The 24,245-nt window shown below is 56.2% G+C and carries 24 protein-coding genes; 15 read left to right on the forward strand and 9 right to left on the reverse strand.

Translation table 11 applies throughout. From position 1 onward, the window contains the following. Positions 1-233: 233 nt before the first annotated feature. From EAE_RS20000 to EAE_RS20020, 5 genes are all read left to right on the forward strand, one after another. The gene (locus EAE_RS20000) at positions 234-1,280 is read left to right on the forward strand and encodes a LacI family DNA-binding transcriptional regulator (RefSeq protein ID WP_032709956.1); all 1,047 of its coding nucleotides are present in this window, start codon (positions 234-236) and stop codon (positions 1,278-1,280) included. A gap of 144 nt (positions 1,281-1,424) precedes the next feature. Then, on the forward strand, positions 1,425-2,732 hold the full coding sequence (locus EAE_RS20005) for an MFS transporter (RefSeq protein WP_015705501.1): 1,308 nt from the start codon (positions 1,425-1,427) through the stop codon (positions 2,730-2,732). Between the two features lie 17 nt (positions 2,733-2,749). Then, positions 2,750-3,514, forward strand: coding sequence for an SDR family NAD(P)-dependent oxidoreductase (locus tag EAE_RS20010; RefSeq protein WP_015705502.1), 765 nt, complete (start codon positions 2,750-2,752; stop codon positions 3,512-3,514). Between the two features lie 45 nt (positions 3,515-3,559). Continuing rightward, positions 3,560-3,973 carry an RbsD/FucU domain-containing protein gene (locus EAE_RS20015; RefSeq protein WP_015705503.1) on the forward strand — a complete coding sequence of 138 codons (414 nt, stop codon included), beginning with the start codon at positions 3,560-3,562 and terminating at the stop codon, positions 3,971-3,973. Positions 3,974-4,295: 322 nt separating this feature from the next. Beyond that, complete coding sequence (locus EAE_RS20020; protein WP_015705504.1) at positions 4,296-6,011, forward strand: ABC-F family ATP-binding cassette domain-containing protein; 1,716 nt, start codon at positions 4,296-4,298, stop codon at positions 6,009-6,011. A gap of 45 nt (positions 6,012-6,056) precedes the next feature. Here EAE_RS20020 and EAE_RS20025 read toward each other — a convergent pair whose 3' ends face one another. After that, positions 6,057-6,998 carry a bifunctional helix-turn-helix transcriptional regulator/GNAT family N-acetyltransferase gene (locus EAE_RS20025; RefSeq protein WP_026612297.1) on the reverse strand — a complete coding sequence of 314 codons (942 nt, stop codon included), beginning with the start codon at positions 6,996-6,998 and terminating at the stop codon, positions 6,057-6,059. A 250-nt stretch (positions 6,999-7,248) separates the two neighbouring features. Between EAE_RS20025 and adhP the strand changes: the two genes are divergently transcribed. The 7 genes from adhP to EAE_RS20060 all read left to right on the forward strand — a co-directional run bounded on the left by adhP (position 7,249) and on the right by EAE_RS20060 (position 15,527). Continuing rightward, positions 7,249-8,259, forward strand: a complete 1,011-nt coding sequence (gene adhP / locus EAE_RS20030) for an alcohol dehydrogenase AdhP (RefSeq protein WP_015366486.1) — start codon at positions 7,249-7,251, stop codon at positions 8,257-8,259. Positions 8,260-8,417: 158 nt separating this feature from the next. After that, a complete protein-coding gene (locus EAE_RS20035) occupies positions 8,418-10,040 on the forward strand; it encodes a TIGR04028 family ABC transporter substrate-binding protein (RefSeq protein ID WP_015705506.1) in 1,623 nt (540 codons plus the stop codon). 9 nt (positions 10,041-10,049) lie between these two features. Further along, complete coding sequence (locus EAE_RS20040) at positions 10,050-10,994, forward strand: ABC transporter permease (RefSeq protein ID WP_015705507.1); 945 nt, start codon at positions 10,050-10,052, stop codon at positions 10,992-10,994. Further along, positions 10,991-11,842, forward strand: coding sequence for an ABC transporter permease (locus tag EAE_RS20045; protein ID WP_015705508.1), 852 nt, complete (start codon positions 10,991-10,993; stop codon positions 11,840-11,842). Before EAE_RS20040 ends, EAE_RS20045 begins: the two co-directional genes overlap by 4 nt. Further along, positions 11,839-13,440 carry a dipeptide ABC transporter ATP-binding protein gene (locus EAE_RS20050; RefSeq protein ID WP_015705509.1) on the forward strand — a complete coding sequence of 534 codons (1,602 nt, stop codon included), beginning with the start codon at positions 11,839-11,841 and terminating at the stop codon, positions 13,438-13,440. The genes EAE_RS20045 and EAE_RS20050 overlap by 4 nt, the downstream gene beginning before the upstream one ends. Continuing rightward, entirely contained in the window at positions 13,437-14,426 is a 990-nt protein-coding gene (locus tag EAE_RS20055; RefSeq protein WP_015705510.1) for a putative FMN-dependent luciferase-like monooxygenase, read from the forward strand. Before EAE_RS20050 ends, EAE_RS20055 begins: the two co-directional genes overlap by 4 nt. A gap of 9 nt (positions 14,427-14,435) precedes the next feature. Next, positions 14,436-15,527, forward strand: a complete 1,092-nt coding sequence (locus tag EAE_RS20060; protein ID WP_015705511.1) for an alkylhydroperoxidase domain protein — start codon at positions 14,436-14,438, stop codon at positions 15,525-15,527. Here the strand turns inward: EAE_RS20060 and araJ are convergent, their stop codons facing one another. The 7 genes from araJ to EAE_RS25435 all read right to left on the reverse strand — a co-directional run bounded on the left by araJ (position 15,528) and on the right by EAE_RS25435 (position 22,101). Next, positions 15,528-16,709: an MFS transporter AraJ gene (araJ, locus tag EAE_RS20065; RefSeq protein ID WP_015705512.1), complete on the reverse strand. Its 1,182-nt coding sequence runs from the start codon at positions 16,707-16,709 to the stop codon at positions 15,528-15,530. An 84-nt stretch (positions 16,710-16,793) separates the two neighbouring features. Next, a complete protein-coding gene (locus EAE_RS20070) occupies positions 16,794-17,510 on the reverse strand; it encodes an ABC transporter ATP-binding protein (RefSeq protein WP_015366478.1) in 717 nt (238 codons plus the stop codon). After that, positions 17,510-18,382, reverse strand: a complete 873-nt coding sequence (locus EAE_RS20075) for an ABC transporter ATP-binding protein (protein ID WP_015366477.1) — start codon at positions 18,380-18,382, stop codon at positions 17,510-17,512. Before EAE_RS20075 ends, EAE_RS20070 begins: the two co-directional genes overlap by 1 nt. Next, positions 18,379-19,665, reverse strand: coding sequence for a high-affinity branched-chain amino acid ABC transporter permease LivM (livM, locus tag EAE_RS20080; RefSeq protein WP_015705513.1), 1,287 nt, complete (start codon positions 19,663-19,665; stop codon positions 18,379-18,381). Before livM ends, EAE_RS20075 begins: the two co-directional genes overlap by 4 nt. Before the next feature lie 9 nt (positions 19,666-19,674). Further along, positions 19,675-20,589 (reverse strand): ABC transporter permease subunit, encoded by a 915-nt coding sequence (locus tag EAE_RS20085; RefSeq protein WP_015705514.1) that lies wholly within the window; start codon positions 20,587-20,589, stop codon positions 19,675-19,677. 111 nt (positions 20,590-20,700) lie between these two features. Next, positions 20,701-21,816: a branched-chain amino acid ABC transporter substrate-binding protein gene (locus EAE_RS20090; RefSeq protein WP_015366474.1), complete on the reverse strand. Its 1,116-nt coding sequence runs from the start codon at positions 21,814-21,816 to the stop codon at positions 20,701-20,703. Positions 21,817-21,969: 153 nt separating this feature from the next. Beyond that, positions 21,970-22,101 carry a hypothetical protein gene (locus tag EAE_RS25435; RefSeq protein ID WP_015366472.1) on the reverse strand — a complete coding sequence of 44 codons (132 nt, stop codon included), beginning with the start codon at positions 22,099-22,101 and terminating at the stop codon, positions 21,970-21,972. A gap of 276 nt (positions 22,102-22,377) precedes the next feature. Here EAE_RS25435 and EAE_RS20095 point away from each other — a divergent pair, with 276 nt between their 5' ends. Beyond that, complete coding sequence (locus EAE_RS20095; protein WP_015705515.1) at positions 22,378-22,656, forward strand: hypothetical protein; 279 nt, start codon at positions 22,378-22,380, stop codon at positions 22,654-22,656. A gap of 53 nt (positions 22,657-22,709) precedes the next feature. Further along, positions 22,710-22,895 (forward strand): hypothetical protein, encoded by a 186-nt coding sequence (locus EAE_RS20100; protein ID WP_015366470.1) that lies wholly within the window; start codon positions 22,710-22,712, stop codon positions 22,893-22,895. A gap of 13 nt (positions 22,896-22,908) precedes the next feature. Here EAE_RS20100 and EAE_RS20105 read toward each other — a convergent pair whose 3' ends face one another. After that, entirely contained in the window at positions 22,909-23,217 is a 309-nt protein-coding gene (locus EAE_RS20105; protein ID WP_015705516.1) for a monooxygenase, read from the reverse strand. Positions 23,218-23,411: 194 nt separating this feature from the next. On the opposite strand from EAE_RS20105, the gene ppk2 reads away from it, so the two are divergent. After that, the gene (gene ppk2, locus EAE_RS20110) at positions 23,412-24,230 is read left to right on the forward strand and encodes a polyphosphate kinase 2 (RefSeq protein WP_015705517.1); all 819 of its coding nucleotides are present in this window, start codon (positions 23,412-23,414) and stop codon (positions 24,228-24,230) included. Positions 24,231-24,245 lie beyond the last annotated feature (15 nt).

Consider the following 24,245-nt stretch of genomic DNA (forward strand, 5'->3'; position numbering starts at 1 on the left):
ATTTCAACGGGCCCGGAGATCGGGCCCGTTTTTTTATCCCCGCCCTTGGCCGTTATTCATTCCCCTTTGTTTACTAAACACCTGCCCATCCTTACGAGGCGCTTCACAGATGCTTTATTTCATTCGCTTGCCGGGAGGTAAATACCTTGCCCGCCTGTTCGCTCACCGATAAATTAGCAAACAGATACCGCGGCGCTGAAATAAGCGCGCAGCAGAAAACAGAAGGTTTAAGTATGGCGAATATTCGTGATGTCGCCCGGCGGGCTGGAGTTTCAATTAGTAGCGTGTCCAACGTACTTAATAATCGCACGCAACAGATGCGCGAAGAGACCCGACAGCGGATAGTCAAAACGATGGCTGAGCTAAATTACCGCCCTGCGCGTTGCGCTCCGCCGGTCGCCGATTCAGCAACCAAAATGCTCGGCCTGATGGTACCGTCTATCGTCAATCCCAGCTTTTCAGCGCTGGCGCATGAACTGGATACTGCGGCACGCGCGTTTCGCCACCGGCTGTTATTAGGCATTTGCTGCCGCGATGCCGACGAGGAGTCAGCCTTTATCGCGGATATGTTCTCCCACGGCGTGCGCGGGTTGATAGTTGCCGCCAGCGACGTACGCAAAACCCACTTTGTGCGCGCAGCGGAACAAGGCATGACCATTATTAGCTATGACAACCGGCTGGCCGAAAGCGTCCCGCCTCGGGCGCGCTACTTCGATAGTGTCTCAATGGACAACGTTGAAGCGGGACGTCTGGCGGCGCAACATCTGCTGGACAACGGTTGCCGTAATATCGTCTTTGCCACCGAAAGCGGGTTAACGCTGGGACGCAGCCATAAAATCCTCGGCTTTCAGTCGGCGCTTTCCCAAAGCGGTACAGCGGCCAGAGGCGTGGTGATAGAAGGCAAAGGCAATCGGGAATTCGGCGACGCCGAGATGTTCGAACTGGGCGTAAGCCTGGCGCAAAAAATTAGCGCCTTAACGCCGCGAGTGGATGGCGTGGTAGCGATTAACGATGCTTTAGCCATCGGCCTGATGGTTGGGCTACGCGCGCAGGGCCTGAAAATAGCGGAAGATATTTCGGTGATTGGCATCGATAACATCTCCCTGTCGGCGTTATCGTCACCGGGCCTCACCTCGGTAATGGCCCCGCTTTCGGCAATGGCGTCGATGATGGTTGAGCGGCTTGTCCAGAGAATTACTGAGCCGGGATTACAAACCGACGAATTTATCTTTGCACCGGAAGTGATACAGCGTCAGTCGGTAAAAATAAAGCAACCCTAGTTGTTTTTATAAATAAATAGCATGGTGCAGATAATAGTTATTATCTGCAGGGAGACCTATACCCTATTACATTCAAAACGCATATTAATGTCGGGATTTCCATCCCATTCTTTTGTACTTTAACGAGTATAACCGGAAATAATGATGAACCTACAATCTGCGCAAGATATAGAAAAGAGCGCCATTAAGAAATTGACATGGCATATTGTTCCATTAATGATATTGCTTTATTTTCTGGCTTTTCTTGACCGTAATAATATGGCCTACGCCGCAATGGCGCTGGAAGATAGCCTTGGCCTGACGGCCACCGCCTTTGGCTTTGCTTCGGGAATATTTTTCATCGGTTATTTTATGTTTGAAATTCCCAGCAACGCCGGCACGATTAAGTTCGGTCCGCGGCTGTGGTTCGCGCGTATTCTGATCACCTGGGGAATATTTGCCACTTTGATGGGGTTCGTCAGAACGCCGACCGAACTCTATATCTGTCGTTTTATGCTTGGCGTGTGCGAAGCCGGTTTCTTCCCTTCAGTGGTGTACTACTTCACGATCTTTTTTCCGCCAGCCTGGCGGACCAAAATTCTCGGCATGTTCATTATTGTCCAGCCGCTATCCAACGCCGTGGGTTCACCGATTTCAGGCTTAATTCTGCATATCGATAACGGCTGGTTTGGCCTTGAATCCTGGCAGTGGTTATTTATCCTCGAAGGTATTCCGCCGATCGTTATCGGCCTGTTCATCCCTTTTATTATTAAGAATTCACCGCAAGAAGTCGGCTATCTCAACGCTGAAGAAAAGGCGTGGTTAATGAGTAGTACGAACCGTTCAAAATCAGGGAGTAAAGTCTCGCTGGCTGAGTTCGCCAGCGGTATTAAAAATCCCAAATACCTGCTTTATGCGCTGCTGAATTTCGGGATGGTTTGTGGGATTTACGGCTTCGGGATGTGGCTACCGTCGATTATTACCGCTATTTCCGGCGATGATATTCTTCGCGTAAGCCTGATTGCCCTTATCCCCTACGGCCTGGCGGCGCTACTGGTTTATCCATGGAGTATGCTGGCCAGTAAAACACGCAAAATTGCCGTTTTTGCCGGTATCAGTATGGTTGTCGCCGCATTAGGGCTCGCCGGCGCGGTGGTGTTCTTTAAGTTCAACGTCGCGATTTCACTCTCATTCCTGACCATTGCCGCCATTGGTATCTATACCGCGGTACCGTGTTTCTTATCGATGCCTGCCAACGTCTCGGCAGGCGCAGCGACGGCCGCGGGTCTCGCCGTGGTGAGCTGCATCGGCAACCTGGGCGGCTTCGTCGCCCCTTACGTGGTCGGCCTCCTTAACGACTTCAGCCACAGCAGCACGCCGGGACTGATATTCCTCGCCATGTGCCTGCTGATCACCGGCCTGATTTGCATTTTCTACTGCGCCAGACAGCGCGAAGGCGTCATTCAATCCTGAAAATTTAAGGAAACATCATGGGAACTCTTATTGGAAAAAAAGCATTTATCACCGGCTCTGAACAAGGTATCGGCTGGGCTACGGCGGAAAAACTGATTCTGGCGGGATGCGATGTCTTTTTGCACTATCACAGCGGTGAAGAAGGCCCGCAAAAGTTGGCGGCTATCGCCAGCGCGCGAGGGCAAAAAGCGGCCTGGCGCTATGCGGATTTGATTGACACTGAGGACGCGACCGCCTGCGTGCAGGCCGCCGCGGAATTCCTCGGCGGTATCGATATCCTGGTGAATAACGTCGGCGGTATCGTCGGGCGTAAGTGGCTTGGCGAAATTGACCGTCAGTTCTGGCAAACGGTGTTAGACGTCAATATGACCACCATGCTTAACGTCACCCAGGCGGCGCTTCCCTGGCTTAAATCGGCAACGGATGGCGCCAGCATCATTAACCTCGCCTCGCTGGCGGGGCGCTCCGGGGGGCATGCCGGTTCTCTCGCCTATTCAACCACAAAAGGGGCCATCCTGACCTGGACACGCTCGCTGGCGGCTGAACTGGGCGAGCACGGCGTGCGCGTCAATGCGGTTGCGCCGGGGCTTATTCTCGGCACCCGTTTTCATAACCGCCACACCACACAGGCTTCGGCTGACGAAACCATCCGGCAAATTCCGCTTCAGCGCGCGGGAACGCCCGATGACGTCGCCCGCGCCATCACTTTCCTTGCCGGCGAGTATGACGGATTTATCTCCGGCGCCACTATCGATATTAACGGCGGAATTTATCGCATGTAATGCAAACCGGGCGGCCAGAAATCGCCGCCCGCCAGGGAGTACCTGATGATCAAATTCGAAATTATCCATCCACAACTGCTGGCTGCTCTGGCGTGCTGCGGCCATAAATCACAAATTCTCATCGCGGATAGCAATTTTGCCTGTCGCGTTAATGCCAATGCCGATGCCACGTTGATTCAGCTCAACCTCGCGCCAGGCATGGTACCGGCAACTTATATCGTCGAAAAACTGCTTACCTGCGTTAATGTCGAACACGCGACGCTGATGGCATCACCAGCGGAATTCACTAACACCATCGCCAGTGAATACCGGGAGCTTCTACCGACAAACTGCCCGCTTGATTATGTCGAACGCGAAGCTTTCTACGCAAAATCCCGGCTGCCGTTGACCCAACTGGTCATCGCTTCCGGCGAACAGCGTCGTTTTGCCAACCTACTACTCACCGTGGCTCCGGCCTAATCGTCATACCCGCCGCCGATAAAACCGGCGGCGCGATCCTCAATGCTGGTATCTGGTCAAAAGACAATTTAGCCACTACACTCCCTGCATCCATCAACCTACTGAAAAAATAAGGAGGATCCCCATGCTGTACTGTGAACTGTTTAATGTTTCACATACATTTGGCGATCGCACCAGCTCAAGCGTTATCGGTATCGTGCTGCGATAACTTTAGCTTGAGCGAAGAAGCCAACGACTAAATCCCTTCCTCGGGCTTACCGGGTTATCGTCAGCGATGTTTGACGAGGCATTCTCATGCCTGTAACTCTTGAGTAAGTTCACAATGAGCACACTTTTAAGCGCACAATCTCTCCACGTTGATACGGCCTTTGGCCCACTTTTCAACGACCTCTCCTTTACCCTGAAAAAAGGCGATCGCATTGGCCTGATTGGCTATAACGGTTGCGGGAAAAGCACGCTATTGCAGGTGCTGGACGGCACTCTCACGCCGAATTCTGGCAGCGTATCGCGGGCTAATCACTGCCTGCTGGCGCGCGTGGAACAACATCTGCCTGACGCCCTACTCAGCCAACCGCTATTGCAGGTGGTACTGGAAAAACTGGCGCCTGGCGAACGGGATTCGCTGCGCTGGCAAGCGGAGCGACTGCTCGCTGAAATGGGTTTTACCGTTCAACAGACCCAACAGCAAGCCGCCACCCTGAGCGGCGGACAACATACTCGTCTGTTGCTCGCCCGCGCGTTGATCCAACGACCCGATTTGCTGTTGCTGGATGAGCCAGGCAACCATCTTGATCTGCCGACCCTGCTGTGGCTGGAAAGCTTCTTGCAAACCTGGCAGGGGAGCTTCGTGGTGGTGTCGCACGATAACCTCTTACTGGATGCTGTAACTAATACCAGTTGGATTTTACGTGATAACACGCTGCACGCTTTCTCACTACCCTGCAGCGCCGCCCGTCAGGCGCTGCAGGAGCAAGATGCAAGCGATGCTCTGCGCCACAAAGCGGAACAAAAGGAGATCGACCGCGTCGCTGCCAGCGCCAAACGGCTGGCCATCTGGGGTCGGGTTTACGATAACGAAGATCTGGCGCGTAAAGCCAAGCAGATGGAAAAGCAGGTTTCACGCCTGAAGGATAGCCAGACGGAACTCACCGCCGGCACGCCGTGGCGTCTTGAGGTGCATGGCGACGCCGTTCGCGCCGACCGTCTGCTGGAGATGGAAAATCTCCCCGTGCCGCCGGCGCCCGGTCTCCCCGCCCTGTTCACCACCGGTCTGGCGCGGCTGCAAAGCGGCGACCGGGTAGCGATAATGGGGCGCAACGGCGGTGGGAAATCGTCGCTGCTGCGCCTGTTATGGCGACAAATGCAGCAACCGGCTAGCGAAGCCGGGCTGCGTTTACATCCTCGACTACATCCGGGTTATTACGATCAAACCCTGCATCAACTGGCGGATGAGGCCAGCCTGCTGGAGGCGCTGGAGCCCTTTGAGCCTTCGCCGGAAACGCGCAAGCGGGCGCTGATTTCCGCCGGCTTCGGCTGGGCGCGACACGGGCAGAAGGTCAGCACCCTCAGCGGCGGCGAACGTTCACGGCTGCTGTTTGTCGGCCTGTCGCTGGCGAGCTATAGCCTGCTGCTGCTCGATGAACCCACCAACCATCTGGATATGGAGGGAAAAGAGGCGCTGGCGGCGACGTTGCGGGAGTATCCCGGGGGCCTGCTACTGGTTAGCCACGATCGACAGCTCATCAGCCAGAGCTGTAACCGCTTCTGGTTAATTGATGAAAACGGGTTAAGCGAGTGGCACGACGTCGACGAGGTGTACGCCCGTCTGCGCGGCAACGAGCGCCTTCAAAGCCCGGCGACGCAAACGCCGCCGCAGGCGCCGCCCGTCGACGACCTGCAAGAGGATTTGCTGGAACGTCTGGTGATGCTGGAACAGCTATTGGCGGACGATCTGCAGCGTAAGCCGAAGCATCAGAAGCCGCAGCTACAGGCGCTGTGGCGTCAGGAGATTGAGGAGATAAATACCCATCTGAGTTAAATGCCTATGCCACCGGAGCGTCAGCGCCCCGGTGGCTTAACAGCTTTAGCGGCGGGTAAACTGCTGCTCAAGCATGGTCTTCCCCCATTGATCGCCCTGCCACTCTTTACTCAGCGTAAACCCAAAGGATTCATATAATTTACGCGCCGCCTGCAAGCCGCTAAACGTCCATAGCTGAACCGCATCGAAGCGCTGATTATCACAAAAGTTGATAGCTTCAGTCAGCAAGCGGCGCCCCACGCCGCTGCCCCGACAGCCATCGCCGAGAATAAACCAACGTAGATGCGCTTCATTATTCCCGAGGTCTTCGCCATCAATGGCGACAGAGCCGACGATGACGCCATTTTTGACCGCCAGCCAAATCTGGTTACGTTGATTGTTCAGCCTGCCAGAAAATTCAGCCAGACCGCTGGCGACTTTACCTTCAAAAAAATGCCCGAAGCCGTAATGACGGGCGTAATACTCACCGTGCATTTGCGCAATGCGGCCAATCATTCCCGGCTGATAGCCGGTAACTATCGTGATGTCGTTTGGTCTGCTCGTGACCGGCTGCTGACGACAGCGCTCAAGCGCCCACGAATAGGCCGTCAACCCCTCGGCAACGATCTGCTGCTGTGCGCTATCCAAATGCGCCAGCGCCTCAATCACCCGCATGGCGCCGTACTCATGAATGCGGGCGACCGTCGCCTGCCCTTTGGTTGTCAATGAGAGTTGTTTAAAACGCCCGTCATCACCACAACCATTTTCCTCTATCTCGTTAGCGGTCTGCAGGCGCGATAACATTCGGCTGACGCTCGATTTGTCCAGCCCCAATACCTGCACCAGTTGCGCGGCGGTCATCGCGCCATGAGTAGAAATCTCCAGCAGCGCATGCACCGCTGAAGGTGAATAGTCGGTCGCCGCCAGCGTGCTGTTCATAAAGCCGAGCTCGCGCACCATCAATCGTGATGCGGAACGAATTTGATTGATAAGTAAAGTGTCAGGCATGGTAATATCCGCGAAAGGTAGTTGCATAATACAACCATTATCAACACGCTCTGTCAATGGCCCTGGCATACTCCGCTCCTTTCGGGTTGCGCCCCCTAAAATTGGTATAAACGGATGAATATTGTGCCAAATATGCGGTAAATCCCCCCATTCCCAACCATACCGCTTGTAATTAGCGACATAAGATCTAATCCTTAATGAGTATTATTTTCGCTGTTAGCACCTTCGTATCATTAACAAGGAGAAACGCATGAAAGCTGCTGTAGTCACCCACGACCACCAGATTGATGTAACCGATAAAAAGTTACGCCCGCTGGAGCATGGCGAAGCGCTGCTGAAAATGGAATGCTGCGGGGTCTGCCACACTGACCTGCACGTGAAAAACGGCGATTTCGGCGATAAAACCGGCGTCATTCTCGGCCATGAGGGCATCGGCATCGTGGAAAAAGTCGGCCCTGGCGTGACGTCGCTGAAGCCGGGCGATCGCGCCAGTGTGGCGTGGTTCTTTGAAGGTTGCGGCCACTGCGAATACTGTAACAGCGGCAACGAAACCCTGTGCCGCTCGGTGAAAAATGCCGGTTATACCGTCGATGGCGGGATGGCCGAAGAGTGTATCGTCACCGCCGATTACGCGGTCAAAGTGCCGGATGGACTGGATTCCGCCGCCGCCAGCAGCATCACCTGCGCCGGCGTCACCACCTATAAAGCGGTGAAGGTCTCACACATCAAGCCCGGCCAGTGGATTGCCATTTATGGCCTCGGCGGCCTGGGTAACCTGGCGCTGCAATATGCCAAAAACGTCTTTAATGCCAAAGTGATCGCCGTTGACGTCAACGACGGGCAGCTGGAGCTTGCCGCCTCGATGGGCGCCGACCTGACGGTAAATTCCCGCAACGAAGACGCCGCCAAAATCATTCAGGAGAAAACCGGCGGCGCCCACGCGGCCGTGGTTACCGCCGTTGCTAAAGCGGCATTTAACTCTGCCGTGGATGCGGTTCGCGCCGGCGGCCGCGTCGTCGCCGTTGGCCTACCGCCGGAAGCCATGAGCCTCGATATTCCTCGTCTGGTGCTGGACGGGATTGAAGTAGTAGGTTCGCTGGTAGGTACCCGTCAGGATCTGATTGAAGCCTTCCAGTTTGCCGCCGAAGGCAAAGTGGTGCCGAAAGTCACTCTGCGCCCGCTCGGCGATATCAACGCCATCTTTAAGGAGATGGAACAGGGTCAAATCCGCGGCCGTATGGTTATCGATTTCCGCCGTTAATTCTGCCTGACTATGCCAGACGAAAGAGCCTAATCTGCTGACTATTCCCGCATGATGGGAATAGTCAGATTTCGCAAATGCTTAGCGCAAATCGTTGGTTCCTTTGTATTCCGTCGCGCCTGATGATGGCAAGACAATAGATAACAAAGGAATTCACCATGCAAAATCGCTTTCGCCTGCCTACGCTTGCCGCCCTTTTTATCGCAGGCGCATTTTCAGTTTCGGCCGCCCAAACGCCGATCAAAGGCGGCACCTTAATTTATCTGGAACAACAGCCGCACACCAATCTCTATCCGCCAGCCGGCGGTTTTTACCCTAACGGCGGGATCCTCAATCAGATAACAGACAAGCTAACCTGGCAAAACCCGGAAACGCTAGCTATCGAGCCGTGGATCGCCGAAAGCTGGAGTAGCAACGACGAGAAGACCGAATATACCTTTAAGCTGCGGCCTGGCGTCACCTTCTCTGACGGTACCCCACTCGATGCCAATGCGGTCGCAAAGAACTTTGATACCTACGGTCTGGGCAATAAAGCACTGCGTCTACCGGTTTCCGAAGTGATCAACAATTACGATCGTAGTGAAGTCATCGATCCGTTGACCGTCAAATTCTACTTCAAAAAGCCCTCCCCGGGATTCCTGCAAGGTACCGCGACAATTGGCTCCGGGCTGGTTTCCCTCAGCACTCTGGCGCGGAGCTTTGAGGCGCTGGGCGATGCCCGCCATATCATCGGTTCCGGCCCCTTTACGGTAAAAGATGAAAAACCCGGACGCGAATTAACGCTGGTGGCGCGGAAAGATTATCAATGGGGGCCGAAAAATCTTGCTCAGCAAGGCCCGGCGAACCTCGACGGCATTACCTATATCGTCACGCCGGAAGATAGCGTACGTATTGGCGCGCTACTGGCGGGACAGGCCGGGTTTATTCGCCAGGTGCAGGCCTATGATGAAAAACAGGCAACCGACCAGGGCTTTAATATTTACGCCGCGCCGACGCGCGGCGTTAACGATAGCCTGAGCTTCCGTCCGGATAACCCGCTGGTTGCCGACCAGCGGGTACGCCAGGCGCTACTGCATGCTACCAACGCCAAACAGGTTGTTGAGACCCTTTTCTCGCCAAACTATCCGCAGGCAAGTTCCGTTATCGCCCGCACCGCGGCGGGATACGTCGATTTAAGCGACAAACTGGCCTTCGATCAGCAGAAAGCCAAACAGCTGCTGGATGAGGCGGGCTGGACCCCAGGCGCGGATGGTATCCGACAAAAAGCGGGACAGCGGCTGGCGCTCACGGTCTATGAATCCCTGCCGCAGCCGCAGAACAAAGAGGTGCTACAGCTGGTTGCGCAGCAGTGGCGTCAGGTTGGCGTGGCCTTAAGCGTGAAAGCCGGCGACGCCGGAAGCCGGGTACTGGATAATCTCGACCCGCTGAAAACGCCATTAACCGTCTCTGAAGTCGGCCGCGCCGACCCGGATGTGGTGAAGAGTATGTTCTTCCCGGCTAATCGCGATGCCTTGCTGCAACAGGGCGGTTCGAGCGACAAAGTAAAATCCTTCCGTGACGATAAGCTCAACGCCCTGTTAACCGCAATCTCTGCCGAAGTGGATGGGCAAAAGCGTCTGCAGCTAACTGGCGATGCACAGCGTTACCTACTGGATAACGCCTACGTTATTCCCATCTTTGAAGAACCGCAGGTCTTTGCCGGCGCGTCATGGGTAAAAGGCGTACGTTTTGAAGCCGTGGGACGTCCGTCGTTTTACGGCGTATGGCTGGATAAACACTAAGGGGGCGCCATGAGCCACTATCTTTGGCGACGGTTGGGACAAGGCGTGCTGGTGCTGTGGGCGGCCTTCACCCTGACCTTTTTTCTGCTGCAGGTACTGCCCGGCGACGCGATTTTGATTAAGTTTCAGAACCCCGATCTGGGGCTGAGCCCGCAACAGATCGCCGAAATGCGTGTGGTCTACGGTGCTGACAGCCCGCTGTGGCAGCAATATTTCCACACCTTATTGGCCATGCTGCAGGGGGATTTCGGCTATTCACTGCAGGCTGGACTGCCTGTTAGCTCCCTGATTGCCAGCAATTTACCCGACACGCTGGCGCTGGCGTTGCCGGCTTTTGCGCTGGCGGTTCTGCTGGCCTTTGCGATCGCTATCGCTTCGCGTTTGCCGGGGCTACGCAGTATCAGCAATCTGCTACAGTCGCTGCCGGTGCTGTTTATTTCACTGCCGACCTTTTGGCTCGGCATCGCCTTAATCCAGATCTTTTCATTCCAATTGCACTGGGTCCCGGTTATCAATCCCGGACCTCTGCAAGGCCTGGTGCTGCCGGTTATCGCGGTGGCGATACCGATTTCCGCGCCGCTGGCGCAAATTCTGTTACGCACCATGGATCACATCGCCGCACAACCCTTCGTCGCCGTTGCTCGCGCCAAGGGAATGAGCGAACCACGGGTGTTATGGCGGCATGTCACCGGCAATGCTCTGTTACCGACATTAAACATTGCCGGCCTGCTGTTGGGAGAACTGATCGCCGGGGCCTTAATTACCGAAACCGTTTTTGGCCGCAGCGGGCTCGGCCAACTGACGCAGCAGGCGGTGAATAATCAGGATATTGCCATTCTTCAGGCCGTGGTGATGATTTCAGCGCTGGGCTTCGTCGTCATCAATCTGCTGGTCGATCTGCTGATGCCGATGCTCGACCCGCGCTTAAAACCCCTGCGCGGAGGTGCGCTATGAGTCTGGTCGATTACGCCTCGGCGGTGCGACGCCGTCCGGTCAACTGGCGCCGTTTTTCCTTGCAGCCGGGGCTGTGGCTGGCATGGTTGGTAATGACGGTTGCGGTGCTAATGGCTTTCGCGCCGCAATGGTTCACCGAGTTTAATCCACTCGACGGCATCGCTGGCGCCCAACGTCTGGCGCCGCAGGCGGGACACTGGTTAGGTACCGACCAACTCGGTCGCGATGTGTGGAGCCGCATCGTCTACGGCGCAGGGCATTCGCTTTCCGCGGCCCTGGCCGCCGTCGCCATGGGCCTGGTTGTCGGCACGGCGTTGGGCACCGTTGCCGGGGCGCTGGGCGGGCGGGTCGAAGCGGTCGTCATGCGGATTGTCGATATTCTGCTGGCGATTCCTTCGCTCCTGCTTTCGCTAACGGTAATCATACTGCTTGGTTTTGGCACTCTGAACGCCGCCATGGCGGTCGGCGTTGCCGCGATCGCCAGTTTCGCCCGACTGTCGCGCGCCGAAGTCGTGCGCATTCGTCACAGCGACTATGTCGAAGCAGCCTATGGTAGCGGGGGAACCTTTTTGGCCGTGTTCTGGCGGCATATTCTGCCTAACGCGCTTTCGCCGGTGCTGGCTTTCGCCACCCTTCAATTTGGCCAGGCTATTCTCGCCCTCTCAACCCTGAGTTTTCTCGGCTACGGCACTCCGCCGCCGGTGCCGGAATGGGGATTACTTATCGCCGAGGGGCGCAACTATCTTTCCACCGCCTGGTGGCTCACCACTTTCCCCGGTATCGCGGTCATTGCCGTGGTACTGGCAGCCAATCGTATCAGCCAACAACTCAATAGGGAGCGCCGATGAACGTGCTTAGCGTAGAAAACCTCACCATCAGCTACCGCTCTGGCGGGTTGTGGCGCGAAGTGGTTCACCGGGTCAGTTTTACGATTAAACGCGGCGAGATGCTGGCGTTCGTCGGCGAATCCGGTTCGGGAAAAACCACCACCGCCCAGGCGATTATCGGTCTGCTGGCGGAAAACGCCCGCCTCGATGCCGGGACGGTTCGTCTCAACGGTGAAGAGATTAGCCGCTGGTCAGGCAAACGGCTGGATAACCTGCGCGGGGCCAGAATCAGCCTGGTGCCGCAGGATCCCGGCAACTCGCTGAACCCGGTGCAAACCATCGGCGCGCAGGTCGGCGAAATACTCCGACTGCATCAAAAAAGCAGTAAAACCGAGCGTCGACAGCAGGTTATCGCCCTGCTGGAAAAAGTCGGCTTAAGCTATCCAGAGCAGCGTTTCGAGCAGTATCCGCACCAGCTCTCCGGCGGTATGAAGCAGCGGGTGCTGATCGCCATTGCCATCGCCCTGAAGCCGGATTTGATTATTGCCGATGAGCCGACCAGCGCGCTCGACGTGACGGTCCAAAAAAGAATCCTCGATCTGCTCGATCATTTGCGCCGTGAATCCGGCACCGCGGTGCTATTTGTCACCCATGACCTCGCGCTGGCGGCGCAGCGTGCCGACCGGCTGGTGGTTTTTCGTCACGGTGAAATTCAGGAACAGGGCAATACGGGTGATGTTATTCGCACCCCGCAGCACGGCTATACCCGCCAATTGCTGTGCGATCTGCAGGGACAGAACCTGCACTTAACCACCACGATTCACCCGTTTGTTACGCCGGCAATTCGGGTTGAAGGCGTGAGCAAACGCTTTGCGTTAGGGGGCAGCCATCTCCAGGCGCTGGATAACGTAAGCTTTATTTTACCGCGTGGCAGTACCCATGCGCTGGTCGGCGAATCGGGTTCAGGAAAAACCACCCTCGCCCGTATCTTGCTGGGTTTTGAGCAGGCCGATAGCGGACAGGTGACCATCGACGGTATTGCCAGCGGACAATTGAGCCGCGAGGCCCAGCGCCAACTGCGGCGCAAAATTCAGTTTGTTTATCAAAACCCTTTCGCCTCACTCGACCCTCGCCAAACCCTGTTCGACATTATCGAAGAGCCGCTGAAGAATTTACAGCGCCTGTCCAAAGAAGCTCGGCGTCAACGGGTAGAGTCCGTCGCCGCCCGTGTCGCGCTGGCGCCGGAGCTACTCTACCGAACCGCTCGTGAGCTCTCCGGCGGCCAGCGACAGCGGATCGCTATCGCCAGGGCATTGATCCTCGACCCCACGATTCTGGTGCTCGATGAGGCCACCTCAGCGCTGGATGTCACGGTGCAGGCGCAAATTCTCGCCCTGTTGCTGCAATTACAGCAACAGCTTGGGTTGAGCTATCTGTTTATCACCCACGATCTGGCGACAGTACGCCGCATCGCCCATAGCGTGACGGTGCTGCGCACCGGGCAAGTCATCGAACAGGGCGAGGTTAAGCAGTTGTTCGCCGCGCCGCAGCACGACTATACCCGCGAGCTGCTCGCCGCCATTCCTCATTATCACGCACCGTGCACGGAGGTTGCATGACGCCTAAACGCCTGGGGTTTTTTACCCGCTTACTCGACCACGCCACGCCGCAAGAGCGCTATCGACTGGCGACGGAGCAGATCCGCCATGCGGAACGGCTGGGCTTTGATAGCGCCTGGGTGGCGCAACACCATTTTCATGAAAATGAAGGCGGTTTACCGTCGCCGCTGGTGTTTCTTGCCTACGCGGCGGCACATACGCAACGGATCCGACTCGGCACCGCCATCATTACGCTGCCGATGGAGAACCCGCTACGTGTCGCAGAAGATGCGGCAGTACTGGATTTACTCGCAGAGGGTCGCCTGGAAGTGGGTTTTGGTTCCGGCGGAACGCCAACCTCTTTTCTCCCTTTTGGCCTGGCCTGCGAACAGCGCGGCACGGTCTTCGCCGATCATCTGCATTTGATTGAAAGCGCCTGGCGCGGCGATACGTTGGCTCATCCTGACAATCACCTTTATCCGCCCGCGCCGCAGCTGGCAAAACGGATTTGGATCGCCACCTTTTCGATTGAAGGCGCTATTCGGACCGCTAAATCCGGCCACGGGTTGATGCTATCGCGCACACAGCCGCGTCCGCCAGGTCAAAGCGAGCTGCCGCTGGATGCGATTCAGAACCCGATTATCGACGCCTACCTCGCCGCGCTACCAGCCGGCGTGGCGCCGAGAATTCTGGCTTCCCGCACCGCGTTTATTGCCGACAGTCAGGGGTACGCGCTACAGGCCGCAGAGCCGGGATTAAGTAAACAGGCGGCAGCCCATCGCGCCGCCGGCCATGAGATTAGTGGTGACACCGTCACGGATTACGCTCGCCAGTTGGATGCCCACATTGGTGATGCGCCACATGTGCTTGCATCGCTGGCTAAAGACAGCGTGCTAGCCCGGGTGACTGACATTTCGTTTCAGGTCCATTCGGTGGAGCCATCGCATCAGGACACGCTGCGTTCTATCGAACTCATCGCTAAACACATTGCCCCGCAATTCAGATAAGGAGTCGCTATGAGCTTAAGTCAGGATATTTTGGCTGAACTGGCGGAGATCGCCGCCGATTCAGCGCTGGGCAAGGCCCGCGCTTTGCGCGAGGCTGCGACCCGCCACGCCCAGGGAAGTTACGAGGTGCTATTTAGCCAACAGGATGAGGATTTTCCGCTCGAAGAACGGTTCGCCGTCGCCGCAAAAGTGGCCAGACTTCATCAGGCAGACGCGCTGGCGGCGCATTACGCCGGTTTCGGTATTGCCGACCCGACAACCCCACGGCTTGCCGCGGCGCTGGGGTTTGCCCGCCTGTTGACCTTCACCCCGGTGGAAGCGACGCCCGCGGCGCTGCAAACGCTGAGCGACGCGGGCTGGAGCCTGCGAGGTATTGTGACGCTGGCGCAGCTTGTTGCGTTTGTCAGTTTTCAAAGCCGATTGCTGAGCGGATTACGATTGTTAAATGGCAAACCAATTTCCGCAGCTGGGACCCCGGTGGTTGCCGGCTACTGGCACACTCATCCCCGGACGGCTAGCGGTAAACCTGCGCCGGTGGCGTTTACTCGTGATGAATTACACTGGGAACCGTGGATTGCCGATAAGCCTCTCGCTGAATTTAACGCCGCCGAGCAGGCGCTGCTGGCGCAGTTCGGCCACAGTGATTCCCCCTACTTTCGCTTACTGGCGCGCAATCAGCCGGTGCTTGAACAGCGCACGCTGACCGATAAAGGGATTTTCTATACGCCGGGCGGCCTGCCGCGCGCCGAGCGTGAACTGGCGGCCACGGTGGCGAGTAAAATCAACGGCTGCATCTACTGCGCGTCGGTACACGCGCGCAAGGCGGCGCAGTTGTCCAAAGATGAGCGAGCGGTGGAGAACCTGTTGGCGGTAACGCCTGGGGAGAATCTCAGCGATGGCCAAGGGCCGCGCTGGCAGGCGGAGATTGACGCCGCCGCCGCGCTTTCCGTCACCCCGCCCGCGATAACCCCAGCGCATCTCAGCGCGCTGGAGCAGCAGGGTCTGGATATCGTCGAACAGCTGGACCTGCTGCAATCGACGGCATTCTTCGCCTGGGCTAACCGCCTGATGCTAACCCTTGGCGAACCGTGGCGGGATTAATCAGGCCTGCTCTGCCTGGGTAACGCGATGACGCGTTACCCGCCGCTGGTATCGCGCATACAGCAGCAACGAGCTCATCGCCAGGAACGACAGCGCTGCCGCCGGCAGCGCGACCGAACGCCAACCCGCGCCAAAGGTAATCATCATCCCGCCGCAGTAGGCGCCAATCGCGCTGCCGAGGTTAAACGCTATCTGACCGCCCGCCGCCCCGAGCATTTCGCCGCCTCTGGCATTTTGTAACAGTAATATTTGCAGCGGCGCGGCGAGCGCGAAAAGCCCGGCGCAGCAGATAAACGCCAGCACCAGCGAAGCCAGCGGCTGTATGCCAAAGGCAAAGATGAGCAGTAACACCGCAACAATGACGCCGTTGGTCATCGCCGCAATACGCAGCGGACTGTAACGCCCAGAGATCCTGCCGCTAAAGAGATTACCTAAAACCATCCCCAATCCGACCAGCATCATAATGAACATCATCGCCGACTCGCTAAAGCCGGAGACATTTATCATGAAGGGCTTGATATAGCTAAACCAGGCAAAAACGCCGGCATTGCCGAACATCGTGGCGGCGAAAATAAACCATGGCGCCGGGGATTTAAGGAAATGGAATTGTTCACTGAGCCGGGTGGTTGATTTGTCATACAGCGTTGGCACCCAGCGCAGTATCGCCAAAAGCACCAGCACATCAAATAGCGCGATGGCCGTGAAGGTATAACGCCAGTTGAACTGATGGCCAAGCCAGGTGCCCGCCGGTACGCCAAGCAGGTTTGCCACCGTCATACCCGCTATCATCCCGGCGACCGCCGCGGTAACCCTGCCCGGCGAGGCGATTTTCGACAAGATAATCGCTCCGACGCCAAAATAAGCGCCGTGAGGAAAACCGGAAATAAAGCGCCCGAGCGCCAGCATGGGATAACTTGAGGAGAAGGTAAACAACGCGTTGCCTGCAACACACAGCGCCACCAGAAACAGCATCACTGATTTCAGCGAAAAACGGCTGGAAAACAACGCCATGACAGGCGCGCCAAACACCACGCCAAAGGCGTACCACGAGATCATGTTGCCGGCCGCGGGGATGGTAATGCCGACATCATGGGCGATTTCAGGCAATACCCCCATGATGCCGAACTCCGCCATTCCGAGGCCAAAGGTCCCCAGCGCTAAGGAAAAAATCGTTTTCTTCATCTATTCGGTCACTTTAATGTGCGTTCACGACGCTAGTGTAACCGATTTCACACTCTGTTTTCTCCCCTTACGACCGACGACAACTTAACCCATCCCCAGATAAGCATTTCTGACTTCCGGGTTATCCAGCAACTCTGCGCCGCTACCGCTCAGACGTATTTCGCCGTTGACCAGCACATACGCGCGGTTAGCCAGTTTCAGCGCGTGGTGCGCATTTTGCTCCACCAGCAGCAGCGTCATGCCCAGGTCGGTCAACTCGCGCAAAACGCTGAAGATCTGCTTCACCACCAGCGGCGCCAGACCCAGGCTCGGTTCGTCTAATAGCAATAGCTTTGGCCGGCTCATCAGCGCGCGGGCGATTGCCAGCATTTGCTGCTCGCCGCCGGAGAGCGTCATCGCCCGCTGCGCGCGACGCTCTTCCAGCCGTGGAAACAGCTGATACATCCGCGCTTTATCTTCATTCTGATAACGATTACCTATGGGAATAGTGCCCATCAGCAGGTTTTCTTCCACCGTCATATCGGCAAAAATACGCCGTCCTTCCGGCGCCTGAGCAATACCGTTGGTGGCGATATAGTGCGTCGACTGGCGGCTGATATCATGTCCGCGATAGATAATACTGCCATCGGTAATCCGCGGCTGGCCGAAAATCGACATCAGCAGCGTGGATTTTCCGGCGCCGTTAGCGCCGATTAACGCCACCGTTTCGCCTTCATTGACCATTAGCGATACCGACTTCAGCGCCTGGATTTGCCCGTAATAGACGTTCACCTCGCGAAATTCCAGCAACGGTTGGCTCATCAGGCGATCTCCTGTTCATCGGTACCCAGGTATGCGGCGATCACGCTCAGGTTGGCCTGGATCTCGGCCGGGGTGCCATGAGCAATAACATCGCCGTGGTCGAGCACGATCACGCGATCGGAGATTTCCATCACCATGCTCATATCGTGTTCTATCAACAGTACGCTGACGCCATGATGTTCACGCAGAAAACGAATAATCCGGCTCAGGGCACGCGTTTCCGCCGGGTTGAGCCCGGCCGCGGGTTCGTCAAGACACAGTATTTCCGGCCCGGTACACATCGCGCGGGCGATCTCCAGCCGCCGCTGCTGGCCATAAGAGAGCGTTCCCGCCAGTCGATTGGCGCAGTCAACCATCTCCACCACTTCCAGCCAGTAAAAGGCCCGCTCTACTGCGCGGTTCTCCGCCTGGCGATAGCCGCGGGTATTCAGGATCCCGGCGATCAGATGGCGGTTAACCTGCATATGCTGGGCCACCATCAGATTTTCAATTACCGTCATTTCTCGAAACAGGCGGATATTCTGGAAGGTACGCGCCAGCCCGGCGCGGTTGACCAGATGCGCGCCGCCGAACATTTTGTAGTACATCCGCCGTCCCAGACGCGCGGGATGGAAAAAATCATCGGCATGCAGTTTCTGCCCGAGAACCTGAATCACATCGGTCATTCGTTGCCGGGCATTAAGCCGAATGGCGCCGCCGCTGGCGCGGTAAAACCCGGTCAGGCAATTGAACACCGTGGTCTTCCCCGCGCCGTTCGGGCCAATCAGGGCGGTAATCGATCCGCGTTCAACCTCAAGGTTGACATCATTCAGCGCTTTAATCCCGCCAAAATGCATCATCAGATGCTCGACCTGCAATATTGCATCGCTCATGGCGCGACTCCTTTGCGGATTTCCACCCCGGTACGCCCGGTGCGCACCAGCCCGCGCGGGCGCCAGATCATCATCAGAACCATCAACACGCCAAAGAGTAGAACCCGGTATTCGTCAAAGCCGCGCAGCAGCTCCGGCGTAACCGTCAGCACGAAAGCCGCCAGCACCACCCCCAATGTCGAGCCCATGCCGCCTAATACCACGATAGCGAGGATCAGCGCCGATTCGAAAAAAGTGAACGACGTCGGGTTGACGAACCCCTGATAAGTGGCGAAAAAGACGCCGGCGATGCCGGCCGTCGACGCGCCAAGCATAAACGCGGACAGCTTAACCAGCACGTGATTCAGCCCCATCGCCCGGCAGGCGATTTCATCTTCCCGCAGCGCCTCCCAGGCCCGGCCAATCGGCATCCGGGTCAGGCGGTGTTTTATCAGCAACACCATTAACACCACGATAAACAACACGGCATAAATAAAGATAAATTTAAGGTTGGGGTTGTAGGCAATATGCAGAAATTCATGAATCGGGGTGCCGCCCTCTTTGGCTCGCCGGGCAAACTCGAGGCCGAAGAGCGTTGGCGATGGCACCGAAACGCCGTTGGGGCCGCCGGTAAAGCTCACCCAGTTGTTGAGCACCAGGCGGATGATTTCGCCGAATCCCAGCGTCACAATAGCCAGGTAGTCGCCATGCATTCGTAATACCGGAAAACCCAATAATGCTCCTGCCAGCGCCGCCATCACCGCCCCCAGCGGCAGCATTGCCCAGAAACCTAAGCCAAGGTATTGATAGCCAAGCGCCAGGCCATAGGCGCCAATGGCGTAGAAGGCGACGTACCCCAAATCAAGTAACCCCGCGAGACCCACCACGATGTTTAATCCCAGCCCCAGCAGGACGTAGATAAGCCCGAGGATCGCCACGGTAAGCAGATACTTACTGGCCATTAACGGGAAAACGATAGCCGCAATCACCAGCAGCGGCAGGACAAAACGCAGCCGACTACGATAGCCGGGGGGACGGACAAATACCCCCTGATCGTTGCCTTCAAAACGTCCGATAAACCGCTTCCCCCCGCGGGTTTGCAAAAGCAGGCTGAGCAACAGCCGCCCCGCCATCACCACCGCCACCAGCACGAAGACGCGCTGCGGGGAAAGCGTAAAACTGTACCCCTTCAGCACGATCCCCACGATCGGGCCAAAGACTATCAGCGCGCATAAACCGGCCAATACGCTATCGATAACGCTGCGCTTGACGTCGATGCCGTCTAAACGGGAAATATCGGTCATATATCCCCCTTAGACCTTGGCGACAACAGGACGGCCTAACAGCCCCTGTGGACGAAAAATCAGGATAGCCACCAGCAATGCGAACGAGAAGACATCCTTATAATCCGAGTTCACTAACCCGGCGAACTGCGCCTCGGCAACGCCCAACAGCAGGCCGCCAAGCATCGCCCCCGGCAGCGATCCGATCCCACCCAGTACCGCTGCGGTGAAAGCCTTAATGCCGATAATAAAGCCAATATAAAAATCAAACGTGCCGTAATTCATGGTCACCAGTACCCCGGCAAGGCCCGCCATGGCGGCGCCAATCATAAATACCAGCGAGATCACCCGATCGGTGTTAATGCCGAGAATGGCCGCCATCCGCCGATCCTGCTGGGTCGCGCGGCATACGCGCCCGAGCTGCGTGTGGTTGATTATCCAGCTCAGCACCACCATGCCGACGAAGGCGGCGAGCAGGATGAAGATTTTGGTCCAGGTGATTTGCACCACGCCATCTCCTACCGTAAGCCGCAGTACGCCGTGCATCAACGTCGGGATCCCCTGTTGATTGGGGCCCTGACTCAGTTGCACGTAGTTTTGTAAAATCAGCGACATGCCAATAGCCGAAATCAGCGGCGCCAGACGCGTTGAGTTACGTAGCGGCCGATAAGCAATGCGTTCGATGGCCCAGCCGTACACCCCGGTGACGATAATCGTAAACACCAGCGTGCCGAAAATAAGCAGCGGGAAAGAGTGAATACCGAAGTAGGCCAGCAGCGCCAGCCCGATAGCGCACAGGTAGGCTGAGACCATATATACCTCGCCGTGGGCGAAGTTAATCATACCGATGATGCCATAAACCATGGTGTAGCCAATGGCGATAAGCCCATATACCGCGCCAAGCGTTAAGCCATTGATCAGTTGTTGCAGAAAGAATGCCGCCATAGGAACCATCCTGCCAGTCAAGGTGCAGCAGACGCAGAGGCCTTAACGTCTGCTGCTTACGGTGGTACGACGCCCCTCTGATGAGGGCGTTATGCGCACTACAATCCCGGGTTACAGCTGATGATATTTGCCTTTATCATCCCATTGATAAACCACGTAATCCGATACTTTCAGGTCGCCTTTGCCATCCCAGGCCTTTTTCCCCATCACGGTATCGACGCTGTGGTTTTTCAGCCATTCGCTGGCTTTGGCATTATCGGTACCGGCGGCGTTATAGGCGGCGGCGATAGCCTGAATGGACGCATAGGCGTAAAGGGTATAGCCCTCCGGTTCAAAACCGCTGGCGCGGAATTTGTCGATCACCGCTTTACCTTCAGGAATGGTGCGCGGATCCTTACCGAAGGTCATTAACACACCATTAGTAAACTGCGGCCCGCCCGCGGCCGTAACCAACTCTTCGGTCACCACGCAGTCGCCGGAGAAGAACTTAGCCTGGACGCCCTGCTCGCGCATCTGGCGCACCAGCGGGCCGGCTTCCGGATGGCAGCCGCCAAAATAAACCACATCCGGTTTCAGGGCGCCGATTTTGGTTACCAGGGCATTGAAATCTTTTTCCCCGCGGGATAAGCCTTCATACAACACCTCTTTCGTCCCGCGTTTCGCGAGCGCCGCGCGCGTCGCATCGGCTAAGCCCTGACCGTAGGTATCTTTATCGTGAATGACGGCGATCTTCTTCGCCTTCAGCACATCCAGCATGTAGTTGGCAGCAATCACCCCTTGCTGGTCATCGCGCCCGCACATGCGGAACATATCTTTCATTCCGCGTTCGGTGATCTGCGGATTGGTGGAGCCCGGCGTGATGGTCAGGATCCCGGCTTCGTCATAGACCTCGGAAGCGGGCATCGTTGAGGAAGAGCAGAAATGGCCCACCACCGCCGAGACGCCGGAATCATCAACCAGGCGGTTAGCCACCGCCACTGCCTGCTTGGGTTCACAGGCATCATCACCCTGCACCAGCACAATTTTTTCGCCTTTAATTCCCCCGGCGGCATTAATATCCGCCGCCGCCTGCGATGCCCCTTTCCAGTATTGGGCGCCATAGGTCGCATTCGGCCCGGTAAATGGGCCGGCCACGCCAATCTTCACATCCGCCTGTGCATAAAATGCCGCGCTCAAACAACCTGCTATTGCAAAATGCAGAGTCAACTTTTTAAGTTTTAAAGACATTCGGATAGTCCTCAGCGATATCGAACAGACGCCATAAACTGGCGCAGTAAAAACCACTTACAGCGTAACGTGCCAATGCTGGAATAAGCCGTAGCGGCTTCGGTAGATAAAGCAAAAAACCCGCCAGGAAGAGAGGTATCGCCAGATCGATTACTAATAGTCGCGTAGCGTGACCGCAATCGGTACCACCCCGGCGATGCGCCAGTCTTTACAGGTCAGGAGGTCTGTTGCCGTCACGTGGCCTGCCGGGAACGCTGGTGTCCATACCGACAGTGAGCTAAACATAGAACGTCTTTAGCAACCTTGCGCACCGGGCTGGTGCAAAAGTGCGGAGATGATCAAAACTAGTGAAAATTTTGCTGCATTAATGTGAAATTAATAACGAGGGCATGGGGAATGCTCGGCAATACAGGCAACTACCATAAAGAATTACCGAGGAGTAGCAACTTTATGCTGCCAGATGGCGTTTGCGCTTTGAAACATTAACTTCTTTTACGTATTATCTTAAGCCTTGTTTTTTTACCTGCTGCCGTGGCGGGTTTTGCCTCATGGATGAAAATCATGACTTTAAAAAAATTAATTATTATTGCCTTCAGCGCGCTTTCTATTAACGCCTGCGCCTTCGCGGCGGGGAGTCTCGCCGACCAGTTACACTATACGCCGCCGGAACCGGCAGACCTTGCCGCTAATCCACCTACAGAATCGCCTGAATCGAAAACGGAACAACCAAAATTAACGATGACCCCCGACGTTAACGCCTACACCTATTACAACGAAAAGGTGAACCCCGTTACCAATGATATTGACCGTATTGAACAAGGCGGCGTCGTCGAATTCTGATTTATACCGGCGCATTGTTCGCGCCGATAAACGTTGACCATGGAGTATTCGCCATGATGAAGGATTATCTGATCATCGCCTGGATTACTATTGTCGCCTGCTGGCCCATTACGTTACCGGTGTTAGCCGTGGTCGCGGGAATACTTTTCTATTCCCGCCATCGCGTGGCGGGTGTTGTGGTATCCGGGCTGTTTATCCTCGAAGCCGTGGCGGCATGGCAGTTTGAGCGCTATATGTAACCACGGTCTCATATTAATTGAGCGGCCCGTGGTTAATCTGGCTGAGTGGTAAATTGACGTCGAAAATCTTGTAGAACATCTCCTGCACGCCAAATTGCCGCAGGCGTGCGGCGTGTTTTTTCGCATAAGCCTGCGCGCTCTGTTCATCTTCGAACAGATATATGCCGCCGGCTTCCTGCGTGGCGCTATTCTCCGTCCAGATCTTCCAGATAAAACCGGGCTCCTGGTTAATAGATTGCGCGAGTTCGGCTAATTGCGTCGACATTTCATCGCCAAACGGTCCGCTAAAAGCAAAGTGCACTTGCAGAAGTTTATTCGACATACTCTCTCCCTGAATGATTTTAGTAAATTGACGAGACTATCCTACCCGATTCCTCATTAAGCAACAGTGAGTTGATGCGCTTAATGGCTATCTTGCGCCCTCCACTGGATGAGAAGTTTTCCGCCGCTTTGCCTGGCTCTGATTACACTTTAAACAGCGACCTGCCTTTCAGGCCACCACGCATGAGGACAGCCATGGGAAACAAGAAGAAAGCCGTTGCGCCCGTCATACCCGCCAAAACGGAGCCGTTAAGCGAGAAAGAGTATCAGCAGGCGTTGCGTAAACTGCACGTCGAGTTGGTCAAGCTACAGCGGTGGGTAGTGCATAAAGGGCTTAAGGTATGCATCGTCTTCGAGGGTCGCGATGGCGCCGGCAAAGGCGGCACCATCAAAGCGATAACCGAACGCGTCAGCCCGCGGGTTTTCCGCGTCGTCGCCCTGCCCGCGCCAACCGAGCGCGAACGCAGCCAGCTCTATTTTCAGCGCTATATCAAGCATCTTCCCGCCGCCGGCGAGATAGTGATTTTCGATCGCAGCTGGTACAACCGGGCCGGCGTTGAGCGGGTGATGGGATTTTGTACCGAGGAGGAAGTGCAAAAATTCCTCGACGGCGCGCCAATGGTGGAGAGAGGGATGGTTGATTCCGGCATTATTTTACTGAAATACTGGCTGGAGGTGACGCCGCAGGAGCAAGAACGGCGCCTGCGCGACCGTATCGATGATGGGCGCAAAATCTGGAAGCTATCGCCGATGGATATAAAATCCTTCAACCGCTGGGATGACTACACCGTAGCGCGCGATGCGATGTTTGCCACCACCGATACCGCCTGGGCGCCGTGGTTTGTCGCCCGTTCGGAAGATAAAAAACGCGTACGCCTGAATATTATTACCCATTTGCTTTCGCAGATCCCCTACGAGTCTCTGCCAACGGAACACATTACCTTACCGAAACGCAAAATTGGCAAAGTGAAACCGCCCCATTTTCCTTTCCGGTTTATTCCTGAGAAATTTTGAATGAATAGCTTTATC

Source organism: Klebsiella aerogenes KCTC 2190 (genome assembly GCF_000215745.1).
GTDB lineage: Bacteria > Pseudomonadota > Gammaproteobacteria > Enterobacterales > Enterobacteriaceae > Klebsiella > Klebsiella aerogenes.

Coding starts and splice junctions, on each gene's coding strand:
- EAE_RS20085 (WP_015705514.1), bottom strand. CDS start 20,589: ATGGCGGCATTCTTTCTGCAACAACTGATCAATGGCTTAACGCTTGGC.
- EAE_RS20045 (WP_015705508.1), top strand. CDS start 10,991: ATGAGTCTGGTCGATTACGCCTCGGCGGTGCGACGCCGTCCGGTCAAC.
- EAE_RS20040 (WP_015705507.1), top strand. CDS start 10,050: ATGAGCCACTATCTTTGGCGACGGTTGGGACAAGGCGTGCTGGTGCTG.
- EAE_RS20095 (WP_015705515.1), top strand. CDS start 22,378: ATGACTTTAAAAAAATTAATTATTATTGCCTTCAGCGCGCTTTCTATT.
- EAE_RS25435 (WP_015366472.1), bottom strand. CDS start 22,101: ATGTTTAGCTCACTGTCGGTATGGACACCAGCGTTCCCGGCAGGCCAC.
- EAE_RS20000 (WP_032709956.1), top strand. CDS start 234: ATGGCGAATATTCGTGATGTCGCCCGGCGGGCTGGAGTTTCAATTAGT.
- EAE_RS20070 (WP_015366478.1), bottom strand. CDS start 17,510: ATGAGCCAACCGTTGCTGGAATTTCGCGAGGTGAACGTCTATTACGGG.
- EAE_RS20090 (WP_015366474.1), bottom strand. CDS start 21,816: ATGTCTTTAAAACTTAAAAAGTTGACTCTGCATTTTGCAATAGCAGGT.
- livM (WP_015705513.1), bottom strand. CDS start 19,665: ATGACCGATATTTCCCGTTTAGACGGCATCGACGTCAAGCGCAGCGTT.
- EAE_RS20075 (WP_015366477.1), bottom strand. CDS start 18,382: ATGAGCGATGCAATATTGCAGGTCGAGCATCTGATGATGCATTTTGGC.
- araJ (WP_015705512.1), bottom strand. CDS start 16,709: ATGAAGAAAACGATTTTTTCCTTAGCGCTGGGGACCTTTGGCCTCGGA.
- adhP (WP_015366486.1), top strand. CDS start 7,249: ATGAAAGCTGCTGTAGTCACCCACGACCACCAGATTGATGTAACCGAT.
- EAE_RS20015 (WP_015705503.1), top strand. CDS start 3,560: ATGATCAAATTCGAAATTATCCATCCACAACTGCTGGCTGCTCTGGCG.
- EAE_RS20050 (WP_015705509.1), top strand. CDS start 11,839: ATGAACGTGCTTAGCGTAGAAAACCTCACCATCAGCTACCGCTCTGGC.
- EAE_RS20100 (WP_015366470.1), top strand. CDS start 22,710: ATGATGAAGGATTATCTGATCATCGCCTGGATTACTATTGTCGCCTGC.
- EAE_RS20060 (WP_015705511.1), top strand. CDS start 14,436: ATGAGCTTAAGTCAGGATATTTTGGCTGAACTGGCGGAGATCGCCGCC.
- EAE_RS20055 (WP_015705510.1), top strand. CDS start 13,437: ATGACGCCTAAACGCCTGGGGTTTTTTACCCGCTTACTCGACCACGCC.
- ppk2 (WP_015705517.1), top strand. CDS start 23,412: ATGGGAAACAAGAAGAAAGCCGTTGCGCCCGTCATACCCGCCAAAACG.
- EAE_RS20025 (WP_026612297.1), bottom strand. CDS start 6,998: ATGCCTGACACTTTACTTATCAATCAAATTCGTTCCGCATCACGATTG.
- EAE_RS20010 (WP_015705502.1), top strand. CDS start 2,750: ATGGGAACTCTTATTGGAAAAAAAGCATTTATCACCGGCTCTGAACAA.
- EAE_RS20020 (WP_015705504.1), top strand. CDS start 4,296: ATGAGCACACTTTTAAGCGCACAATCTCTCCACGTTGATACGGCCTTT.
- EAE_RS20035 (WP_015705506.1), top strand. CDS start 8,418: ATGCAAAATCGCTTTCGCCTGCCTACGCTTGCCGCCCTTTTTATCGCA.
- EAE_RS20005 (WP_015705501.1), top strand. CDS start 1,425: ATGAACCTACAATCTGCGCAAGATATAGAAAAGAGCGCCATTAAGAAA.
- EAE_RS20105 (WP_015705516.1), bottom strand. CDS start 23,217: ATGTCGAATAAACTTCTGCAAGTGCACTTTGCTTTTAGCGGACCGTTT.